Below are 20741 nucleotides of genomic sequence, written 5' to 3'. Positions count from 1 at the left end.
AAGGCGTGACCGCTTCCTCACACACCCCGTCACCGGACCAAGGGACCCACCGCCATGACACCCGCCACCGGCTTCACCAGTTACGCCGACGCTCTCCTCGCCGCCCTCGCCCGTGACCCCTCCCGCACCGCGGTGACCGTGGGGGAGGACGGCGAGGAGATCACCGCCGGCGCCCTGCACGCCACCGTCCACCGCATGGCGGCGGTGCTCGCCGCCCACGGCACCGGCCCCGGCCAGACCGTCTGCCTCCTCAGCGGCAACCGCCCCGAGGCGCTGGCCGCCCGCTACGCCGCGAGCCTCCTCGGCGCCCGGGTGGTCTTCCTCTACGACGGCATGGCCGCCGAGACCCTGGCCCGGATCGCCGCCGGCGTGGACACCACCCTGCTCCTGGTCGACCCGGCCCTCCACGACACCGCGCGCACGCTGCTCCACCACCTCCGGGGCCCGGTCCCTGAGGTCATGACCCTGGGGGAGGACACGACCGCTCCGGACACCGCCGGTCCGGGCGCCGATCCGGGCACCGGCCCGGTCCCCGACCTGCTCGCCGCCGCTGCCGCGCTGCCCGCCACCCCCGAGGTGCCGAGCGCGGCACGCCCCGAGGAGGACTGGTGCATCCGGCACACCGGTGGCACGACCGGCATCCCCAAGGGCGTCCGGATGAGACACGCCCCGTATGCCCGGATGGTGATCCAGCAGCGCATGGAGACCGCCGGCGATCCGCCGCGCTTCCTGGCCTGCACCCCGCTCGCCCACCTCGCGGGCATCCTGGCCGATGCCGCGCTCGTGGCCGGCGGCACCGTCGTGCTGCACCGCGCCTTCGACCCCACCGCCGTACTGGCCGCCGTTGCCCGCCACCGCATCACCCACCTCTGGCTGCTGCCCCCGCTCCTCTACCGGCTCCTCGACGACCCCACCCTCCGCACCACCGACCTCAGCTCCCTCACCCGCATCTCCTACGGCGGCTGTGCGGCCTCACCCACCCGGCTGGCACAGGCCGCCGAGGCCTTCGGCCCGGTCCTGTTCGGGATGTACGGCCAGGCCGAGGCGATGTCGATCACCGAGGCCCGCCCGGAGGACCACCTCCGCACCGGCCCCGGCGGACGGATCACCGTCGGCCGCGCCCTGCCCGGAGTGACGCTCGCCGTGCGCGACGCGGACGGGCGGGACCTGCCGGCGGGGGAGCGGGGCGAGGTCCATGTGCGCTCCGCCGCGGTGATGAACGGCTACTGGAAGCAGCCCGACGAGACGGCGCAGGTCCTGGGGGCCGACGGCTGGCTGCGCACCGGCGATGTCGGCGTGCTGGACGAGGAGGGGCGCCTCTACCTCGTCGACCGGGTCAAGGACCTGATCATCGTCGTGGGCGGGCACGTCCACCCGGCGGAGATCGAAGACCTGCTGCACACCCATCCCGCGATCGCCCACTGCGCCGTCTACGGGGTGCGCGGGGCGGACGAGGCCGAGGAGGTGCACGCCGCGGTCGTCCCCGCCCCGGGCCACCGGGTGGACGCCGACGCCCTGCGGGCCTTCGTCACCGAGCACAAGGGCACCCTGTACGCCCCGGCCGCCGTCCGCGTCCTCGACACCCTCCCCCTCACCCCCGTGGGCAAGCCGGACAAGGCGCTGCTGCGCGCCACGGCCGCCACGGCCGCGACGGCCTGACGAACGGCCCTCCGGAAGGCTCCCGCGGAAGGCCCTTCCGCGGGGCTCTTCCGCGGGGCCCCGCAAGGCTCGCTCCGGCCGCCAAATCCCCCCTGGCCAGGGGCTTTTGTCAGTGCCCGGCAGTAGAATGGGAACCAGTCAGTGAGGGTTCATCCACGCTCCAGGAGGTCGCCGATGGCCGCTGCCACACTCATGACGAAGCCTCTCCCGGCCCACCCACTGCCCAAGAAGCCGCTGCCCGCCGGATGGCCGCGCGAACGGTACGAATCGCACAACCGCCGCCTGAAGGCCATGCGGCTCGCCATAGCCCTGCTCGACACCGGCGTCTACCGCCCCGAGCAGGCCCACAACCGCAAGATCCGCAGCACCGCGGCCGAGATCGGGGTCCACGCCCCGTCCGAGACGACCTGCCGTCTGGTGCGCGCCCTCCTCTACGACCACTGCTGACGGCCGGCCGGCACACCCACAGCAACACAACAGGGCGGCCGCCCCCGGGACTTCCCCGGGGCGGCCGCCCCTGCCGTACGGGCACGGCTCACCCGGCCGGGCCGCCGTCCGCCGGCCCCCCGCTCCGGTCCTCCCCGGCGGCATCCAGCTCCGTGACCTCCGCCAACGCCTCCTCCAGCCACTGGACCCAGAAGGTCTCCAGGCCGATCCCGGCCCGCAGCACCAGGCGCCGCAGCCGGTCCTCCGGATCCGCCGCGGCCCCGAAATCGCGGTCCTCGATCTCCTGGTACTCCGCCAACTGCCGCCGGTGCAGCGTCAGATGCCGCCGCAGTTCCTCGTCGAGCCCGGCCCGCCCCACCACCGCCGAAGCCCGCAGCCGCAGCAGCAGCGCGTCCCGGATGGGCTTGGGGTCCTGCTCGCCGCCGGCCCAGCGGGTCAGCTCGGTCCGTCCCGCGGGCAGTACCTCGAACTCCTTCTTCTGCCCGCGGGACGGCTGCGCGCTCGGCAGCGCCCGGATGAACCCGGCCTGCTCCAGCTTCCCCAGCTCCCGGTAGATCTGCTGATGCGTGGCCGACCAGAAGTAGCCGATCGACCGGTCGAACCTGCGGGTCAGCGCCAGCCCCGACGACGGCTTCTCCAGCAGGGCGGTGAGGATGGCGTGCGGGAGTGACATGCCGCCATCCTAGGCAGCCGGCGGCAGGTCACAGCGCCGCCGCCAGCTCCGTTCCCTGTGCGATGGCGCGCTTGGCGTCCAGCTCCGCGGCGACGTCCGCACCGCCGATCAGGTGCACCGCGCGCCCCTCGGCCCGCAGCTCCTCGTACAGGTCCCGGCGCGGCTCCTGCCCGGTGCACAGCACGACGGTGTCCACGGGAAGGGTGCCGGCCGTACCGTCGACGGTGAAGTGCAGGCCCTCGTCGTCGATCCGGTCGTACGCCGCCCCGGCGACCGTGGTCACGCCCCGGTGCCGCAGCTCCGCACGGTGGATCCAGCCGGTCGTCTTGCCGAGGCCGGCGCCGACCTTCGACGTCTTGCGCTGCAGCAGATGCACCTTGCGCGGGGCCTTGGGACGCTCGGGCGCCCGCAGCCCGCCGCGCTCGCCGTACGTCGTGTCGACGCCCCAGGAGCGGAAGTACGTCTCCGGGTCCTGGCTCGCCGCGTCGCCGGCATCGGTCAGGAACTCCGCGACATCGAAGCCGATGCCCCCGGCCCCGAGGATCGCCACCCGCTCGCCGACCTGCGCGCCGCCGCGCAGCACATCGAGGTAGCTGACGACGCTCGGATGGTCGACGCCCTTGATCTCCGGGGTGCGCGGGGTGACCCCGGTGGCCACCACGACCTCGTCGTACCCGCCGAGGTCCCCGGCCGTCACGGGGGTGTTCAGCCGGACCTCCACCCCCTGCCGCACCAGCTGCGTACGGAAGTAGCGCAGGGTCTCCTCGAACTCCTCCTTGCCCGGCACCCGCTTGGCGAGGTTCAGCTGCCCGCCGATCTCGTCCGCGGCGTCGAACAGCGTGACCTCGTGCCCGCGTTCGGCGGCGGACACGGCACAGGCGAGCCCGGCGGGCCCGGCGCCGACCACCGCGAGGCGCTTGCGCCGCCGGGTCGGGGAGAGGACCAGCTCGGTCTCGTGGCACGCCCGCGGATTGACCAGACAGGACGTGATCTTCCCGCTGAAGGTGTGGTCGAGGCAGGCCTGGTTGCAGCCGATGCAGGTGTTGATCTCCCCGGACCGGCCGTCCTTCGCCTTGGCGACGAAGTCCGGGTCGGCGAGGAAGGGCCGGGCCAGCGACACCATGTCGGCCCGCCCGTCGGCCAGCAGCTCCTCCGCCACCTCGGGCGTGTTGATGCGGTTGCTGGTCACCAGGGGGATGGTGACCGAGCCCATCAGCCGCTTGGTCACCCAGGTGTAGGCGCCGCGCGGTACCGAGGTCACGATGGTGGGGATCCGGGCCTCGTGCCAGCCGATACCGGTGTTGATGATGGTGGCGCCGGCCGCCTCGATCTCCTTGGCGAGCGTCACCACCTCCTCCAGCGTCGAGCCGCCCGGAACGAGGTCCAGCATCGAGAGCCGGTAGATCAGGATGAAGTCCGTGCCGACCCGTTCGCGGGTACGGCGGACGATCTCCAGCGGGAAGCGCACCCGGTTCTCGTACGAGCCGCCCCACCGGTCCGTGCGCTGATTGGTCGCGCCCACGATGAACTCGTTGATCAGATAGCCCTCGGAGCCCATGATCTCGACACCGTCGTAGCCGGCGGACTTGGCCAGCTCCGCCGCCCGCACATAGTCCTCGATGGTCTGCTCGACCTCGTCGTCGGTGAGCGCATGGGGCGCAAAGGGGCTGATGGGCGCCTGGAGCGCGCTGGGGGCCACCAGATCGGCGTGGTACGCGTACCGCCCGAAGTGCAGGATCTGCATCGCGATCCGGCCGCCCGCGGCGTGCACCGCATCGGTCACGGTCCGGTGCTGCGCCGCCTCCTCCTCGGTGGTGAGCTTGGCCCCGCCGTCATAGGGCCGTCCCGCCTCGTTCGGCGCGATACCGCCGGTCACCATCAGGCCGACGCCGCCGCGCGCGCGGGCGGCGTAGAAGGCGGCCATCCGGTCGAAGCCGTTCTCGGCCTCCTCCAGGCCGATGTGCATCGACCCCATCAGCACCCGGTTGGGAAGGGTCGTGAACCCGAGGTCGAGCGGGCTCATCAGGTGCGGGTACGGACTCATGGGGTGCCTCCTGGCGCGGTGGTCGTGACAGCAGTTGTAGACCAGCCGAGAACCTTATGCAACAAGTTGCATAAAACGTGATGCAGGCGACGCCGACGAGCCCACGTGCGCCCCCCGGCGCCCCTTCGCGCCGCCCCTCCTCGCCGCACTCCGCACCGCACTCCTCGTCGCGCTCCTCACCGCGCGCACCGGCCGCATCGGCGCAGTGTGACGTATCACAGACAACACAGGGGCCCTGTGGGAACTTCAACTGTGCTACTCCTCAATGGAGTTGCCGAAGAGCCGAAGGTGCGGGCCAAACGGCGCGCGGACCGCACGGATCGCCTGGTGGGGGCGTCCGGGGCGGGGCCGCGGGTCAGCGGCGTGCATCCGGCTCAGGACGGTCTGCCCGTACGTGGAGAGGGTCGCATGAGCACTGTGCAAGCCATCACGCCCGACCAGGTGGTCGACACCGCCCGGTACCCCCTGTCGCAGCTCGACAGCGCCGAAGGGCGGGCCGTGATCGCCCGTGCCCGGCGCGACCTCGCGGCGTCCGGCTGCACCGTGCTGCCGGACTTCATCCGTCCGTCGCTCCGCGAGGCGCTGGAACAGGAGTGCGCGGCCCTCGCGCCCCACGCGCACTACGACGTCGAGACCGTCAACGTCTACAACATCGCGGTGGACCAGGAGCTGCCCGAGGACCACCCCGGCCGCCGGACCTTCCAGCGCGGCAATGCGTTCGTCCCCCGCGACCGCGTCCCCGCGACCTCCCTCATCGGCAGCCTCTACGCCCACACCGCGTTCCAGGACTTCATCGCCCGCTGCTTCGGACTGCCCCGGCTGCACGAGCTGGCGGACCCGCTCTCCGGGTTGGTCCTCAACGTCGTCGCGCCGGGCATGGAGCACCCCTGGCACTTCGACACCAACGAGTTCACGGTCAGCCTGCTCACCCGCCAGGCACAGGACGGCGGCGTCTTCGAGTACTGCCCGAACATCAGGTCCGCCCAGGACGAGCACTTCGACGACGTCCGCGACGTCCTGGACGGCCGGGGCGAGCGGCTGACCCGGCGCCTCCCGCTGCACCCCGGCGACCTCCAGCTGTTCAAGGGCCGCTACTCGCTGCACCGGGTGAGCCCGGTGCGCGGCGAACTCGCGCGCCACTCCGCGATCTTCGCCTACAGCGAGCGCCCCGGTGTCATCGGGAGCGTGGCCCGCACCCGGCAGCTCTTCGGCCGGGTGCTGCCCGAGCATCTGGCGGCCGAGGGCCGGGCCGTACGGGGTGACCAGCTGCTGGATTAGCGGCCGGCCGGCGAGGACACGCCGTCGCCGTGCGACGCCGCCCGCCCCGCACTCCCCGCAGTGGTGGGCACGGTGGGTGACGGCGCGACCATGGACGAGTGACATCACAGGCCCACAGGTCCCCACGACCGGAATCGAGAGAGCAGAATTGAACACCCGTCAGGAAAGGCCCGCAGTCATGACGACTTTCGCCCACGAGGACAGCCTGCCGCGGGTGCCCCTGCCCACGCTGGAGGCCAGCGCCGAGCGGTTCCTCGCCTGGTGCGCACCGCTGCTGACCGCCGACGAGCTGGCGGCGACCGAGGCGGAGGTGGCCGCCTTCCTCCGGCCCGGCGGCCCCGGCCGGGCACTGCACGCGGCGCTGGAGGAGTACGACGCCACCGAGGGCGTCCACAGCTGGCTCGACACCTTCTGGCCCTACCGCTACCTGGGCCGCCGCGACCGGATCGCGCTCAACGCCAACTTCTTCTTCCTCTTCCAGGACGCCGTACCCCAGCCGTCGCAGGTGGAGCGGGCCGCCGGTCTCATCGCCGGGGCCGTCGACCACAAGCGGCAGCTCGATGCGGAACTCATTCCTCCCGTGGTGCAGCGCGGCGTACCCCAGTCGATGATCCAGAACAAGTACCTGTTCTCCGCCACCCGCATCCCCGGCGCCCAGCAGGACACCGTCCGCAGCCCCTACACCGACGCCTGGCCGGGCCCCTCCCGCGCCCGGCACATCGTGGTGTTCTTCCGCGGCAACATGTTCCGGATGGAGGTGCTCGGCGCCGACGGCGTCCCGCACAGCCTCGACGACCTCGAAGCGGGCCTGCGCGCCGTGCAGAAGGCCGGCGCCGAACCGGCCCCCGAGGGCACCTCGGTGGGCCACCTCACCACCATGGCCCGCGCCGAGTGGGCCGCGGCCCGGGAGTCCCTGCGCGCCGTCCACCCCCGCAACGCGGACGCCCTCGACGACATCGAGACCGCCCTGTTCTGCGTCTGCCTGGAGGACTTCGCCCCCGAGGACACCCAGCAGGCCTGCGACCAGCTGCTGTACGGCGACCGCGGCAACCGCTGGTTCGACAAGGCCGTCTCCCTGATCGTCTTCGCGGACGGCCGGGCGGGCATCAACGTCGAGCACTGTGAGCTGGACGGCACCACCATCCTCAGCTTCACCGACGCCCTGCTCAGCACCCCCGCCGAGGAACACTCCCGCCGCTCCGGAGCCCGCCCCCAGGGGCTCCCCTCCGTGGAACCGGTCGTCTTCGAACTGGACGACGCCCTCCGCTCTCAGGTGCGCTCCGCCGCCGAGGCGTTCGCGGCCTACGGGGAGAGCACCGCGACCCGGACCGTCTCCTTCGACGACTTCGGCAGCACCACCGCCAAGGCCCTCGGCTCCTCGCCGGACGCCTTCGTCCAGCTCGCCTACCAACTCGCCCACCAGCGCGCCAAGGGGCACCTCGGCGCCACCTACGAGTCGATCGCCACCCGCCAGTGGCGGCACGGCCGCACCGAGGCGATGCGGGTGGTCACCCCGGAGATCCAGGCGTTCGTCGCCGCGATGGAGGACCCGGCGGCCGACGCGGACACCCGACGGGCCGCCTTCCGCGCCGCCGCCGCCAAGCACGTCGCCCGCGCCAAGGAGTGCCAGGCCGGCGACGCACCCGAGCAGCACCTGTGGGAGCTGGAACTGATCCAGCGCCGCCGCGGCACGGAACTCGGCGTGACCGAGCAGCCCGCCCTCTACCGCACGCCCGGCTGGCTGACGATGCGCGACGACTACCTGAGCACCAGCTCGGCCCCGTCCGCCAACATCCAGTACTTCGGCTTCGGCTCCACCAGCAGCCGCTGCATCGGCGTCGCCTACGTCCTCCTGCCCGACCGTTTCCACCTCTACCTGAGCACGCCACTGGCCGTGGCCGACCAGATGCACACCTTCGCCGACCGGCTCCGCGAGGCGGTGGCGGAACTCCGGGAACTGCTGTCCACGGGGGAGGGCGGGGCCTGATTCAGCCCCCGCCACCGGGCCGCGGTCCGGTGGCGGGGAGCGGGCCCCAGCATGCGCCCCGCCTACTTCAGCAACCGGGACATCCGCCGGTCCGCAAGAACCTTGCCCCCGGTCTGACAGTGAGGGCAGTACTGCATCGACGAGTCACTGAACGACACCTCGCGGATCGTGTCCCCGCACACCGGACAGGGCTCCCCCTTCCGCCCGTGCACCCGCAGCCCGCTCTTCTTCTCCGCCTTGAGATCCTTGAGCGCCAGCCCACGCGACCGCCCGACCGCCTCCCCGAGCGTGCTGCCGATCGCCTCATGGACCCGCGCCACCTCCTCCCCGGAGAGCTTGGCGGCCAGCTTGAACGGCGACATCCGCGCCACGTGCAGAATCTCGTCCGAGTAGGCGTTCCCGATCCCGGCGATCACGCTCTGGTCCCGCAGTACCCCCTTGATCTGCCGGTTTTCCCCCGCCAGCAGCCCTGCGAAGGCCTCCAGGGTGAAGCCCTCCGCCAGCGGATCCGGCCCCAGTCGCGCGATCCCCGCCACCTCCTGCGGATCCCGCACCACATACACCGCCAGATGCTTCTGAGTCCCGGCCTCGGTCACGTCGAACCCCGCCCCGTCCGCGGGCTCCGCGAGCCGCACCCGCAGCGCCAGCGGCCCCTTCCCGGGCCGCGGCGGCACCTCCGGCAGCCGGTCCCTCCACCGCACCCACCCAGCCCGGGCAAGGTGCATGACCAGGTGCAGCTCCCCGACCCGCAGATCCAGAAACTTCCCGTGCCGCGCCACCCCCTCGACCCGGCCGCCTTCGAGCGCCTCCAGCGGCGGATCGTATGTCTTGAGCGCATGCACGGCCACCGCATACACCCGCCCCACTCCCCGCCCGACCAGCCGCTCCTCCAAAAACCGGGCCAGCGATTCAACTTCCGGCAATTCAGGCATATGCCCAGTCTGCCTCGAAGGGGGCGGGAGGGGGGACTGCCCGCGCGGCGCCCACCGAAGGACCGCCTGCCCTGTCGCGTGATCATCTTCATCGCGGTGACCAGCGGGCAATATTTAGATCTTCGGGGAAGAGCTCACGGTGGAGAGGATCGTTTGTGGAAGCCCAGAGCACACTGACCTGACGCTTCGCGTCAGCGTGCCGGGGTTGACCTTGCCGGTCTGGTCAAGCCGACCAACGAGCCAGGCCGCTATGCGCTACCGGCTGACAAGATCGATGAGTTCAACAAGTACGTGGAGAAGACGACCGTCCAGCCGCTCGACTCAGGCGGCGGCCGTAGAAGGAGACGATGAATCCGTCATCGCCGCGCGGACGCCTGCGCGAGGCCCTGCTGTGTGTCGGCGAAAGGGGCGACGTAGATGAGGCCTGCCTCAGTACGGCAGTCACCACCGCGCTGCGCGAACTGGCTTCGGAGGCGCTGGGCGAGCGCTCGTGTGTCGAACTGGTCACCGTTGGCGCTGAGGGCCACCCCTGGGGGCGAAGCCTCGGTCTTCGGCTTGCGGACTATGACGTAGAGCTGCCGGACGTGCTCTTGTACGCAGACCAGAGCGACCTTCCGCCCCAGGTGCAGGAGAGTTGCCCGACTTTGCGCTAGGAGGAGTGGGAGGTCGTACTGCTGGTCTCCAAGCTCATCTTCATGGGTCTTCAGCCGGAACCTGAGCCTGTGCGCGACGATGCCGGCCAACATCGGCAGGCCACCCCGAGACCGCCCCGGTCGGTAGCGAGAGAGCGATTCTGCCAGGCGCCGGCCGCCATTTCGGAACGCGCTGACCTACACCAGGACGAACTCAGCGAATCCAGCTGGGCTATGGATGCCTATGACAGACAACGAGCGGTTGCCTCCACCTGGGTGGAGGCAACCGCTCTGAGCTTTTCCGTCGGCTTGCCGAGTTCGAGCTCTACTTTTTAGATGTCGAAGTAAAGCTCGAACTCGTGCGGGTGCGGCCGCAGCTGGATCGGGGCGATTTCGTTGGTGCGCTTGTAGTCGATCCAGGTTTCGATCAGGTCGGAGGTGAAGACGCCGCCCTGCTGGAGGTACTCGTTGTCGGCCTCGAGGGCGTCGAGGACGGCCGGGAGGGAGGTGGGGACCTGGGGGACGCCCGCGTGCTCCTCGGGGGCGAGCTCGTAGAGGTCCTTGTCGATCGGCTCGGCCGGCTCGATCTTGTTCTTGACGCCGTCCAGGCCCGCGAGGAGGAGAGCGGAGAAGGCGAGGTACGGGTTCGAGGACGGGTCCGGGGCGCGGAACTCGACGCGCTTGGCCTTGGGGTTCGAGCCCGTGATCGGGATACGCATGGCCGCGGAGCGGTTGCGCTGCGAGTAGACCAGGTTGACCGGGGCCTCGAAGCCGGGGACCAGGCGGTGGTAGGAGTTCACCGTCGGGTTGGTGAAGGCCAGCAGCGACGGGGCGTGCTTGAGGATGCCGCCGATGTAGTAGCGGGCGGTGTCCGAGAGGCCCGCGTAGCCCTGCTCGTCGTAGAAGAGCGGGCTGCCGCCCTGCCACAGCGACTGGTGGACGTGCATGCCGGAGCCGTTGTCACCGAAGATCGGCTTGGGCATGAAGGTCGCGGTCTTGCCGTTGCGCCAGGCGACGTTCTTCACGATGTACTTGAAGAGCATCAGGTCGTCGGCGGCGGCGAGCAGCGTGTTGAACTTGTAGTTGATCTCCGCCTGGCCGGCGGTGCCGACCTCGTGGTGCTGGCGCTCGACCTGCAGGCCGGCCGCGTCCAGCTCCAGGGAGATCTCGGCACGCAGGTCGGCGAAGTGGTCGACCGGCGGGGCCGGGAAGTAGCCGCCCTTGTAGCGGACCTTGTAGCCGCGGTTGTTCTCCTCCGACCCGGTGTTCCAGGCGCCCGCCTCGGAGTCGATGTGGTAGAAGGACTGGTTCGCGCCGGTCTCGAAGCGCACGCTGTCGAACACGTAAAACTCGGCCTCGGGGCCGAAGAACGCGGTGTCGGCGATGCCGGTCGAGGCGAGGTAGGCCTCGGCCTTCTTGGCGATGTTCCGCGGGTCACGGCTGTACTGCTCGCCGGTGATCGGGTCGTGGATGAAGAAGTTGATGTTGACGGTCTTGTCGCGGCGGAACGGGTCCACCCGAGCCGTCGACAGGTCCGCGCGCAGCGCCATGTCCGACTCGTGGATGGCCTGGAAGCCGCGGATCGAGGAACCGTCGAAGGCGAGTTCCTCGGCGGGGTCGAACGCCTTCGCCGGGATGGTGAAGTGCTGCATCACACCGGGCAGGTCGCAGAACCGGACGTCGATGAACTTCACGTCCTCGTCGGCGATGAACTTCTTGGCCTCGTCGGCGTTCTGGAACATCCAACTCCTCCTAGCCCGGTCACCGGTCGGCGGACGCGGGATTGCTACTCGGAACGCGACCATGTGCGGTGGCGCGTTGCCCGACCATAGGCAGGCGGGATTTCCCAAGCATGACCCATTTGTTTCGCCGAGGTTAACCGGCGCACGCCTGCCTTTATTCACCAGTGTGACCCATAAAGGGGCATTTTAGCCCGGGGCGGCGGTCGTTCGTTGCGGCGCCGTGCCGAGTCGTTCCGCCCTTGGCGGCACGCCCCCGTGGCCCGGCCCGGAGGGCGGACCCGAGCCGCCGTGCACCGGACCTGGGCGCTGTGAATGTATGCGGTCGCAGTACCGTGGTCGGGTGGACAACAGGCAAGCAATCGGATCGTGGATCTCCGGGCCCCGCGCGGCAGCCGAGGACATGGGTGTCGAGTTCGGGTACCGCGGGCAGCAGCTCGGGCTGCCGGAGACGGGGCCGGGCTCGATCGCGCGCCCCGGGCGCCGCTTCGCCGCGCTCTTCCTCGACTGGGCGCTGTGCATGCTCATCGCCTACGGCCTGCTCAGCGGCGGCAAGGCCCAGTCGGCGAGCAACTGGGCGCTGCTGGTCTTCGCGGTGCTCAGCGTGCTGACGGTGGGCACGGTCGGATTCACGCCGGGCAAGCGGCTGCTGGGCCTGCGGGTGGTCGCCGAGGGCGGTGGCCGGATTTCGCTGCCGCGGGTCGTGCTCCGCACGGTGCTGCTCGTCGTGGTCATCCCGGCCGTGGTCTGGGACCGGGACGGGCGGGGGCTGCACGATCGCCTCTCGCGCGCCGTGCAGGTCCGGATCTGAGCCCGGGGCGAGCCCTGGACGGCACCCCGACGGCCCCCGGCGGCACCTGAGCCTGTACGCCCCCTGTCCCTCCCCGTATACGGCGCTTCCGTCCGCCCGCCCCACATACACCCCCCACATACACCCCACCCCCCACACACACGACGAAACGCCCCGGAGTCACAAGCCCCGGGGCGTCATCGTTCGGTCAGAGTGTCGGGTCCGTCGGCCGGACGAGGGTGCGGCCGGCCGTCACGGTCAGCGGGTCTTGCCGCCGCCCTTGGGCATGCGCATGCCCTTCGGCATCGGGCCCTTCGGAACCGGCATGTTGCTCATCAGGTCGCCCAGCGCCTTGAGCCGGTCGTTGACGGCGGTGACCTGGGCGCCGGGGAGCACGCGCGGCAGCTTCAGCAGCGTCGTACGGATCTTCTTCAGCGGCACCTGGCCCTCGCCGTCGCCCACGATGATGTCGTGGACCGGGGCGTCGGCGACGGTGCGCGCCATCCGCTTCTTCTCGGCGGCCAGCAGGCCGCGCAGCCGGTTCGGGTTGCCCTCGCCGACCAGCACGATCCCGGCCTTGCCGACGGCGCGGTGGACCACGTCCTGGCTGCGGTTCATGGCCACCGCGGGGGTCACCGTCCAGCCGCGGCCGACGTTGTCCAGCACGGCGGCCGCCGCGCCGGGCTGGCCTTCCATCTGCCCGAAGGCAGCCCGCTCGGCGCGCCGTCCGAAGACGATCGCCATGGCGAGGAAGGCCAGGACGAAGCCCAGGATCCCCGCGTAGATTTCGTGGCCGATCGCGAAGCCGACGGCAAGGAGAACGCCGAATACGACGATGCCTACACCAGCGACGACTAGACCGACCTTGGAGTCGACCCGACGGGTCATCTTGTAGGTCAGGGCGATCTGCTTCAGCCGCCCGGTGTTCTCAGCGCCGGCAGCGCCGGCAGCGCCCTCAGCATTTACCTTCCTCGCCATACAGCGCAGTCTACGTGGCGTGCGGGCGCTGGGTCGCCGCGGCCTCCAGTACGTACCCGGCCTCGTGACGGTCCTTGGCGCGGCGACGGTCCTCCAGGACCGATGTCCAGGCGTTACGACGGGCGGTGCGCTGTCCGCCGCGCATCAGAACGGCCTCGACGGCGCGCAGCGCACCGGTGACCGAAGGGATGGGGAGGGCGGGATTGGCGCGGAGCGGCGCGGCCTGCATGGTGGGTGACTCCCTCTGATTCGTTCGGAGAAGCAGGAGTAGGTGCGGGAGCGGTACGTGCATCCATCGTCACGGAAAGGTGTTACCAACGGATGACCTGCCGGTCAAACACCGATGAAACGTTGACGCGGCCCCCACGCCCCCCGGAAGGAGGAGTGCGGGCCGCGTCCCCAGCATGTGCCACGATTCACAAGACGGCGCGCCGGGGAAGTCAAACCGCCTGACTGGACGCCTCGGCCTCGCGCCGCTCCATGGCCTGCTGGTAGAGGCGGCCGGCGCGGTAGGAGGAGCGGACCAGCGGGCCGGACATCACGCCGGCGTAGCCGATCTCCTCGGCCTCCTCCTGGAGCTCCACGAACTCGGCGGGCTTGACCCAGCGCTCGATGGGGTGGTGGCGCACGGAGGGGCGCAGGTACTGGGTGATCGTGATCAGCTCGCAGCCCGCGTCGTACAGGTCCTGCAGCGCCTGGCTGATCTCCTCGCGCTCCTCGCCCATGCCCAGGATCAGGTTGGACTTGGTCACCAGACCGGCCTCGCGGGACTTGGAGATGACCTCCAGCGAGCGCTCGTAGCGGAAGCCGGGGCGGATCCGCTTGAAGATGCGCGGGACGGTCTCGACGTTGTGCGCCAGGACCTGGGGGCGGGAGGAGAAGACCTCGGCCAGCTGCTCGGGGACCGCGTTGAAGTCGGGGATCAGCAGCTCGACGCCGGTGTCGGGCATCGCGGCGTGGATCTGCCGGACGGTCTCGGCGTAGAGCCAGGCGCCGCCGTCGTCCAGGTCGTCGCGCGCGACGCCGGTGATCGTGGCGTACTTCAGGCCCATGGTCTGCACGGACTCGGCGACCCGGCGGGGCTCGTCGCGGTCCAGCTCCTGCGGCTTGCCGGTGTCGATCTGGCAGAAGTCGCAGCGGCGGGTGCACTGGTCACCGCCGATGAGGAAGGTCGCCTCGCGGTCCTCCCAGCATTCGAAGATGTTGGGACAGCCCGCCTCCTGGCAGACCGTGTGCAGACCCTCGCTCTTGACCAGGCCCTGGAGGTGGTTGTACTCGGGACCCATCTTCGCCCGGGTCTTGATCCACTCGGGCTTGCGCTCGATGGGGGTCTGGCTGTTCCGGACCTCCAGGCGCAGCATCTTGCGTCCGTCGGGTGCGACTGCGGACACGACCGGCGCCCCTTCCTGCTTACGCAGCATTCGTTTCTTCGGCGTACACCAGGGTACGCCCGTTGATTCGCACGTCTTTACGTGCGGAGCAACCCCGTATGGCGGGGTGGCATTCCCGGCGGCCCCGGAGAGGGTGCCGGCCGGGCGGCCGTCCGGCCCCGTACGGCCGGGCCGGCGACCGTGCGGTCAGACCGCGCGGGGGAGCAGTTCGGCGCCCTCCAGGACGTCCCGCAGATGTTTCTCGGCGACGGGCAGTACCTCGGCGATGGTGATCTCGCGGCCCAGCTCGCCCGCGAGCGAGGCGACGCCGGCGTCCCGGATGCCGCACGGCACGATCTTGTCGAACGAGGTGTTGTCCGGATTCACGTTCAGCGCGAAGCCGTGCATCGTGACGCCCTTGGCGACGCGGATGCCGATCGCGGCGAGCTTGCGGTCCTCGCGGCGCTGGCCGGCGTTGGACGGTGCGTACTCCGGCCCGCTGAGCCGCGGGTCGAACAGCTCGTCCGTCAGCCGCGGGTCGAAGTCGAGGTTCAGCCCGCCCAGGGCCGCCCGCTCCTCGACGGGGTCGCCCAGGACCCACACCCCGCTGCGGCCCTCGATCCGGGTGCCCTCCACGCCGAACTCGGCGCAGACCCGGATCAGCGCCTCCTCCAGGCGGCGGACATGGGCCACGACGTCCACCGGGCGCGGCAGCTTCTGGATGGGGTAGCCCACCAGCTGGCCGGGCCCGTGCCAGGTGATCTTCCCGCCGCGGTCCACGTCGACGACCGGTGTCCCGTCCAGCGGACGCTCCTCGTCGGCCGTACGGCGTCCCGCGGTGTAGACGGCCTGGTGCTCCAGCAGCAGGCAGGTGTCGGGCAGCTCGTCGGCGAACCGGGCGGCGTGCACCCGGCGCTGCTCCTGCCATGCCGAGGTGTACTCGACGGCGTCGGCGCCGAAGCCCAGATGCACAAAGCGCAGCCCCTCGGGTACGGGGGTCTCCCCCCGAGAGATCGCAGTCACGGCAGCTCCTCTTCGAACCTCTGTTGCACTTTGCTGCAACGTTGATGCCACTTCGCGCCCATGCCACTGTACGGCCGCCCCTCCCGGTCCCCGCAGGCGGCCGGTGTCCGCCCCTCCCGCCCCTGCTCACACGATCGGATGAACGCGGGAAGGAGGCGGTGATCGGGGCGCCGAAGGCCGTTACATTCACGCCGTTCCACAAGGGCGAATGAGCATGCCGGACAGGGTCCGCCGAACCCGGCAGCGGCCCGGAAGGCAGGAGACCGGTAAAGCTGATGACGGAACGACCCCCGCACCACACCCCCAACCGCCAGCTCGCCGCGCTCATCGCCGAGGCGGGATTCTCCAATGCCGGGCTGGCCAGACGGGTGGATCAGCTCGGCATCGAGCACGGCCTCGATCTGCGGTACGACAAGACGTCGGTGACCCGCTGGCTGCGCGGCCAGCAGCCCAGAGGCACCACCCCCGCCCTGATCGCGGAGGTGTTCACCCGCCGGCTGGGGCGCCGGCTGTCCGCCCAGGACCTCGGCCTGGACGCCTGTGCGCCGGTGTACGCCGGGCTGGAATTCGCCGCGAGTCCCAGCGAGGCGGTGGACATCGTCAGCGGCCTGTGGCGCAAGGACTCCGGCAGCCACGCCGAGCTCCGCAAGATCGCCTTCACCCCGGCCGGGCTCGTGGTGCCCAGCCGGGACTGGCTGATCGGCCGCGCCGACGAACGGGTCGCCCGCGGCGAGACCAACGGCGACGGCGCGGGCCGGGTACCCGCACAGGGCCGGGTCACCGTGCCCCGGCAACGCCGCACCGACCGCGTCGACCGCACCCAGGGCTCCAAGGTCACCTCCGGCGACATCGCGGCGCTGCGCTCGGTCGGCGAGCTGTTCCGGGCGCTGGACCACGCCTACGGCGGCGGCCACGCCCGCCAGGCCCTGGTGCGCTATCTGGAGCACGAGGCCGAGCCGATGCTCCGCGGCAGCTACGGCGAGGCCACCGGCCGCCGGCTCTTCGCCGCCGCCGCCGATCTGACCCGGCTGGCCGGCTGGACCTCGTACGACATCGCGGCCCATGGGCTGGCCCAGCGGTACTTCGTCCAGGCCCTGCGGCTGGCCCAGGCCGCCGGGGACCGGGCGTACGGGTCCTACGTCCTGGTGACGATGAGCAGGCAGGCCGTCTACCTGGGGCACGGCAGGGAAGCCGTGCAGCTGGCGCGGGTCGCCCAGCAGGGCATCGGCGGCAGCGCGCCGCCCGCCGTGCAGGCGCTGCTGCACTCCGCGGAGGCCCGCGGCCACGGCGTCCTGGGCGAGGTCCGGGCCTGCACCACGGCGCTGGCCCGTGCCGAACGGGCGCTGGAGGCCGTCCGCCCCAATGACGACACCCCGTACTGGGCGCGCTTCTACGACGAGGCGCAGCTCGCCGACGAACTGGCGCACTGCCACCGCGACCTCCAGCAGTACCGCGCCGCCTCCCAGCACGCCGAGCGCTCCCTCCAGCTGCGCGCGGCCGGATTCGCCCGCAGCAGGCTTTTCTGCCGGGTGGTGCTGGCGACCGCGCGGCTGGGCCTGGGCGAACTGGAGCAGGCCTGCACGCTGGGTGCCGAGGCGGCGCTCCAGGCCTCCGAGATGCGCTCCGTACGGGCCCATGAGTACGTCAGGGAGTTCGAGCGCCGCCTGGAGCCCTACCGGGACGCTGCGGCGGTACGGGGATATCGCGAACGGGTGGCGGCGCTGGGGTGAGGGCGGGCCCGGCCGCCCGGCCGCCTGGGTGAGGGCGGGCCCGGCCGCCCGGTTCAGGCCGCCGTGGGCAGGGCGTCCGGTTCCGTGGTGAAGGCCGGCAGCCCGAAGTCCTGGAGGAGCGCGCGGGCGGCCCGGCGGCCCGAGTTCAGCGCGCCCTGGAGCGTGCTGGTGTCACGGTGATCGCCGCACACATACAGGCCGGAGAGCACCCGCACCGGCCGCTCCGGGTCGTGCGGCGCCGGCATCGCGGGGACCGCATACGGGTCGTGATGGGCGGTCAGCAGCTGCCAGTCGTCGGTGCGCGCACCGTAGATCCGGTCGAGCTGGGGGCGGACCGTCTTGTCCAGTACGGACAGCGGCAGCATCGCGGCGGCGCCGAGCACGGTCGTGGTGATCAGCGACCGGCCCGGCGGCGTACGGGAGGGGTCGATGGCGCCGGCGGCGTAGCTGTAGGCGACCGGACCGTCCGTCGGGAGGATCAGGGCCGTGTCACGCAACGGCGCGCCGCGGCCCCCGTCCGCCGCGGTGTGGTGCAGGACGGCGACCGGGTGGAAGGCCGGCACCCGCAGCCCCGGCAACAGCTCGGCCGCCTCCCGCGCGCCGGTGGCCACCAGTACCGCCCGGCAGGGGATACGACCGTGCTCCGCGGTGCTGACGCCGGTGGTGGAGACGGCGGTGACCTGCACGGACGTGCGGACCGTGCCGGGCGGCAGAGCGGCGGCGAGCAGGTCGGGGACGGCCGCGGCGCCGCCGGCCGGCAGCCACAGCCGGCCCTGGGCGTAGGCGCGCAGCGCCGCCGCCGCGCCCCGGCTGGAGCCGCGCAGCTTTGGATCGCACAGCAGCGCGGTCAGCAGCGGCCGCAGGAGCGCGTCATGACCGCGGTGCGGGAAGGCGGGACGGCTCGCCAGGGCGTCGTGGATCGGACGGTCGGCGGGCGGGGCGTGCGGGGCGAAGGCGGGGGAAGCGGCGGCGGTGTCGGCGGCGCGGCGGTCCGTCCGGCGGTCGATACGGCGGACCGGGCGGCCGTCCGGGGGTGGCGCGGTCCGCCGATCGGTGAGGCGGACGGTCTGACGCTCCGTCCGGCGTTCCGTGCGGCGGTCGGCGCGCGAGAGGGCGCGGGCCGCGGACAGCGCAGCCTTCGCGCTCCGGGGCGCGCTGACGCGCTGTGCCCGCTGCCCGTTATGGAGGCTCAGACCGGGCGCGAACGGACGGAGCGTCAGTTCGCCGAGGCCCGGGGTACGGCACAGCTCTGCGGCGGAGACGGCCAGCGGCCGGCCGTAGCGGTCCAGCCGGAAGCCGTCGAGGTGGTCGGTGGCGGACCGGCCGCCGATCCGTGGCGCGGCCTCCAGGACCGTGACGGACACCCCCGCCCCGGTCAGATGACGGGCGGCGGCGAGTCCGGCCGGACCGGCCCCCACGATGACGACGTCCACGGCCGATGCGGTACGCAGCACATGCCCCTCCCGAGGTCGGTCCCAACGGCGGCGCGCCCCTGTCGTGCCCGGTGCCGCCATGGGGGATACCGAGATGAGGCGTGCGAGGTCGGCAGGAGGCGGCGGTGCGTTCGAGGGGGCGTCCAAGGGGCGCGTCGACGCGCCCCTTGGCCAAAGCTTCCCGTGTGGCCCCGCGGCTATGCCGCCCGGACGACGGTGTGACGCGGACGACTTCGCGGTGCGGATGACCGCAGGACGCGAATGCCCCCGCCGCGGACGGCTGCGCGACCCAGCCGCTGCGCGGCCCGGAACGCTACGCGGCCCGGACCGCCTCGATGATGCGCGGATGGGCGAACGTGAACCCGGAGTCCAGCAGCCGCCGCGGAATGACCCGCTGACTGCCCAGCACATCGTCCGCGAACTCGCCCAGGGCGGCCCGCAGGACCGGCGCCGGCACGGTGAAGAGCGTGGGCCGGCCCAGGACATGGCCCATCACGGCGGTGACCTCACGGTTGGTGACCGGCTCCGGGGCCGTGAGGTTGACCGGACCGGCCAGGTCCTCGGTGTCGATGAGGTGGCGGAGCGCCCGGATGTGGTCCTCCAGGGAGATGAAGCTCCAGTACTGGCTGCCGTCGCCGAGCCGGCCGCCCAGACCGAGCCGGAAGACGGGGAAGAGCCGGCCCCAGGCGCCGCCGGAGCGTGCCACGACCAGACCGGTGCGGGCGAAGACGGTACGGATGCCCGCGTCCTGGGCCGGCTTCGCGGCGTCCTCCCAGGCCACGCAGACCTCCGGCAGGAACCCGCGGCCGGCCGGCGCGCTCTCGTCCGTCCGCCGGTCGCCGGTGTCGCCGTAGTAGCCGATCGCGCTGCCGCACACCAAGACGCGCGGCGGGGTGTCCATGGCGGCGAGGGCCGAGGCGAGGGCCCGGGTGCCCAGGACCCGGCTGTCGCGGATCTCCTGCTTGTAGGCGGCCGTCCACCGGTGGTCGCCGACCCCGGCGCCGGCCAGGTGGACGACGGCCTCGCAGCCGGCCAGCCCGGCCGTGTCGACCTCCTGGCGCCCGGGGTCCCAGCGCACCTCGTCGGCGGCCCTGGGCGCGCGCCGTACGAGCCGCACGACGTCATGGCCTCCCCCTGGGCCTTCGGCCCGGGAGGTGCCCCCAGCCCTCAGAGACCGTACGAGCGCCGTGCCGATGAGTCCGGTCGAGCCGGTGATCGCGATCCGCATGAGGCCATACTGCCCGCAGCGACGGACCGGCGGTGGCACCCCGTGGGCCCGGCCCGCCGCGCCCCGGTGCGAACGGCCCCGTGGCTACGGCCTGAAACGGTCCCAGAGGGTGGGGAAGCGCTCCGCCATGGTCCGGTCGTCGTCGAAGTCCAGGTACGTGCCGACCGGTTCGCGGGGCGGCGGGGGCAGCCCCAGGTCCGGCATCACCCCGCCGGTCAGCTGCTCGTACGCCTCGTCGGCCGCATAGCCCAGCTCCTCGGCGTCGCCGTCCACCGCCTCGTCGAAGTCGTCCAGCAGCTCGGCGAGCTGGTCGGGGTCGTGCAGCGCGCCCTCGAAGACCTCCCGGCCCTGGGCGATCAGCCAGCAGCGGAAGTAGTCGAAGGCGTCGTCACCGGCGCCGCCGAGCAGCACCGAGGCCGCGGCCCACAGATCCCAGGAGTACGCCCGGTTGTAGCGGGCCTCGAAGTGGCGGGCGAAGTCCACGACGGCATCCGGGTCGAGCCCGAGGAGCCGCTCGACCAGCGCGTCGGCCTGCTCCTCCGGGTCGCCCGCGGCGGCCTCGCGGGAACCGTCGATCAGTTCCCAGAACTCCGTCTCGTCCATCACCGCTCCAGCATCTGCCCTGCCGGCGCCCGTCGCATGCGGAGTACCCCGGATGCGACGGGGCGTTATCCGGATCGGTGACGTGGCGGGCGCGGCGGTGACGGGGTGTTCGGACCGGGTTCGCTCACCGGGCCGGCCCGCCGTGTGACCGTCCCAAGAATCACTCGTTGGACGGCGTGCAACGACCGAACGACG

Annotated in this window: 17 protein-coding genes; 6 read left to right on the top strand and 11 right to left on the bottom strand. The window is 71.9% G+C overall.

Translation table 11 applies throughout. From position 1 onward, the window contains the following. Window positions 1-54: 54 nt before the first annotated feature. Complete coding sequence (locus CFW40_RS09290) at window positions 55-1659, top strand: AMP-binding protein (RefSeq protein ID WP_088797341.1); 1605 nt, start codon at window positions 55-57, stop codon at window positions 1657-1659. 174 nt (window positions 1660-1833) lie between these two features. After that, the gene (locus CFW40_RS09285; RefSeq protein ID WP_088797340.1) at window positions 1834-2106 is read left to right on the top strand and encodes a hypothetical protein; all 273 of its coding nucleotides are present in this window, start codon (window positions 1834-1836) and stop codon (window positions 2104-2106) included. A gap of 88 nt (window positions 2107-2194) precedes the next feature. On the opposite strand, the gene CFW40_RS09280 is transcribed toward CFW40_RS09285, so the two are convergent. Further along, window positions 2195-2779, bottom strand: coding sequence for a PadR family transcriptional regulator (locus CFW40_RS09280; RefSeq protein WP_088797339.1), 585 nt, complete (start codon window positions 2777-2779; stop codon window positions 2195-2197). A gap of 28 nt (window positions 2780-2807) precedes the next feature. Further along, on the bottom strand, window positions 2808-4823 hold the full coding sequence (locus CFW40_RS09275; protein WP_088797338.1) for an NADPH-dependent 2,4-dienoyl-CoA reductase: 2016 nt from the start codon (window positions 4821-4823) through the stop codon (window positions 2808-2810). Between the two features lie 408 nt (window positions 4824-5231). Between CFW40_RS09275 and CFW40_RS09270 the strand changes: the two genes are divergently transcribed. Continuing rightward, window positions 5232-6101 (top strand): arpA protein, encoded by an 870-nt coding sequence (locus CFW40_RS09270; protein ID WP_088797337.1) that lies wholly within the window; start codon window positions 5232-5234, stop codon window positions 6099-6101. A gap of 178 nt (window positions 6102-6279) precedes the next feature. Further along, window positions 6280-8088 carry a choline/carnitine O-acyltransferase gene (locus tag CFW40_RS09265; protein ID WP_088797336.1) on the top strand — a complete coding sequence of 603 codons (1809 nt, stop codon included), beginning with the start codon at window positions 6280-6282 and terminating at the stop codon, window positions 8086-8088. Between the two features lie 62 nt (window positions 8089-8150). Here CFW40_RS09265 and CFW40_RS09260 read toward each other — a convergent pair whose 3' ends face one another. After that, the gene (locus CFW40_RS09260) at window positions 8151-9020 is read right to left on the bottom strand and encodes an Fpg/Nei family DNA glycosylase (RefSeq protein WP_088797335.1); all 870 of its coding nucleotides are present in this window, start codon (window positions 9018-9020) and stop codon (window positions 8151-8153) included. 964 nt (window positions 9021-9984) lie between these two features. Then, window positions 9985-11394 carry a type I glutamate--ammonia ligase gene (glnA, locus tag CFW40_RS09250; RefSeq protein ID WP_086715079.1) on the bottom strand — a complete coding sequence of 470 codons (1410 nt, stop codon included), beginning with the start codon at window positions 11392-11394 and terminating at the stop codon, window positions 9985-9987. Window positions 11395-11734: 340 nt separating this feature from the next. On the opposite strand from glnA, the gene CFW40_RS09245 reads away from it, so the two are divergent. Continuing rightward, window positions 11735-12202, top strand: a complete 468-nt coding sequence (locus CFW40_RS09245) for an RDD family protein (protein WP_176956543.1) — start codon at window positions 11735-11737, stop codon at window positions 12200-12202. A gap of 237 nt (window positions 12203-12439) precedes the next feature. Here the strand turns inward: CFW40_RS09245 and CFW40_RS09240 are convergent, their stop codons facing one another. The 4 genes from CFW40_RS09240 to lipB all read right to left on the bottom strand — a co-directional run bounded on the left by CFW40_RS09240 (window position 12440) and on the right by lipB (window position 15552). After that, window positions 12440-13159, bottom strand: coding sequence for a DUF4191 domain-containing protein (locus CFW40_RS09240; RefSeq protein ID WP_088797333.1), 720 nt, complete (start codon window positions 13157-13159; stop codon window positions 12440-12442). 10 nt (window positions 13160-13169) lie between these two features. Further along, on the bottom strand, window positions 13170-13388 hold the full coding sequence (locus tag CFW40_RS09235) for a hypothetical protein (protein ID WP_088797332.1): 219 nt from the start codon (window positions 13386-13388) through the stop codon (window positions 13170-13172). A 211-nt stretch (window positions 13389-13599) separates the two neighbouring features. Next, on the bottom strand, window positions 13600-14550 hold the full coding sequence (gene lipA / locus CFW40_RS09230) for a lipoyl synthase (RefSeq protein WP_088801991.1): 951 nt from the start codon (window positions 14548-14550) through the stop codon (window positions 13600-13602). A 186-nt stretch (window positions 14551-14736) separates the two neighbouring features. Further along, the gene (gene lipB / locus CFW40_RS09225) at window positions 14737-15552 is read right to left on the bottom strand and encodes a lipoyl(octanoyl) transferase LipB (protein WP_256331541.1); all 816 of its coding nucleotides are present in this window, start codon (window positions 15550-15552) and stop codon (window positions 14737-14739) included. A 275-nt stretch (window positions 15553-15827) separates the two neighbouring features. Here lipB and CFW40_RS09220 point away from each other — a divergent pair, with 275 nt between their 5' ends. Next, a complete protein-coding gene (locus CFW40_RS09220; RefSeq protein ID WP_088797330.1) occupies window positions 15828-17282 on the top strand; it encodes a regulator in 1455 nt (484 codons plus the stop codon). A gap of 53 nt (window positions 17283-17335) precedes the next feature. On the opposite strand, the gene CFW40_RS09215 is transcribed toward CFW40_RS09220, so the two are convergent. The 3 genes from CFW40_RS09215 to CFW40_RS09205 all read right to left on the bottom strand — a co-directional run bounded on the left by CFW40_RS09215 (window position 17336) and on the right by CFW40_RS09205 (window position 20546). After that, window positions 17336-18736 carry an FAD-dependent oxidoreductase gene (locus tag CFW40_RS09215; RefSeq protein WP_088797329.1) on the bottom strand — a complete coding sequence of 467 codons (1401 nt, stop codon included), beginning with the start codon at window positions 18734-18736 and terminating at the stop codon, window positions 17336-17338. A 292-nt stretch (window positions 18737-19028) separates the two neighbouring features. Further along, a complete protein-coding gene (locus CFW40_RS09210; protein WP_088797328.1) occupies window positions 19029-19943 on the bottom strand; it encodes a TIGR01777 family oxidoreductase in 915 nt (304 codons plus the stop codon). An 84-nt stretch (window positions 19944-20027) separates the two neighbouring features. After that, window positions 20028-20546 carry a DUF4240 domain-containing protein gene (locus CFW40_RS09205; RefSeq protein WP_088797327.1) on the bottom strand — a complete coding sequence of 173 codons (519 nt, stop codon included), beginning with the start codon at window positions 20544-20546 and terminating at the stop codon, window positions 20028-20030. Window positions 20547-20741 lie beyond the last annotated feature (195 nt).

This window comes from Streptomyces sp. 2114.4, assembly GCF_900187385.1.
In the GTDB taxonomy this organism is placed as follows: Bacteria; Actinomycetota; Actinomycetes; order Streptomycetales; family Streptomycetaceae; genus Streptomyces; species Streptomyces mooreae.
The sequence above is the reverse complement of the archived record's forward strand: the minus strand, read 5'-3'. Positions and strand labels throughout refer to the sequence as shown.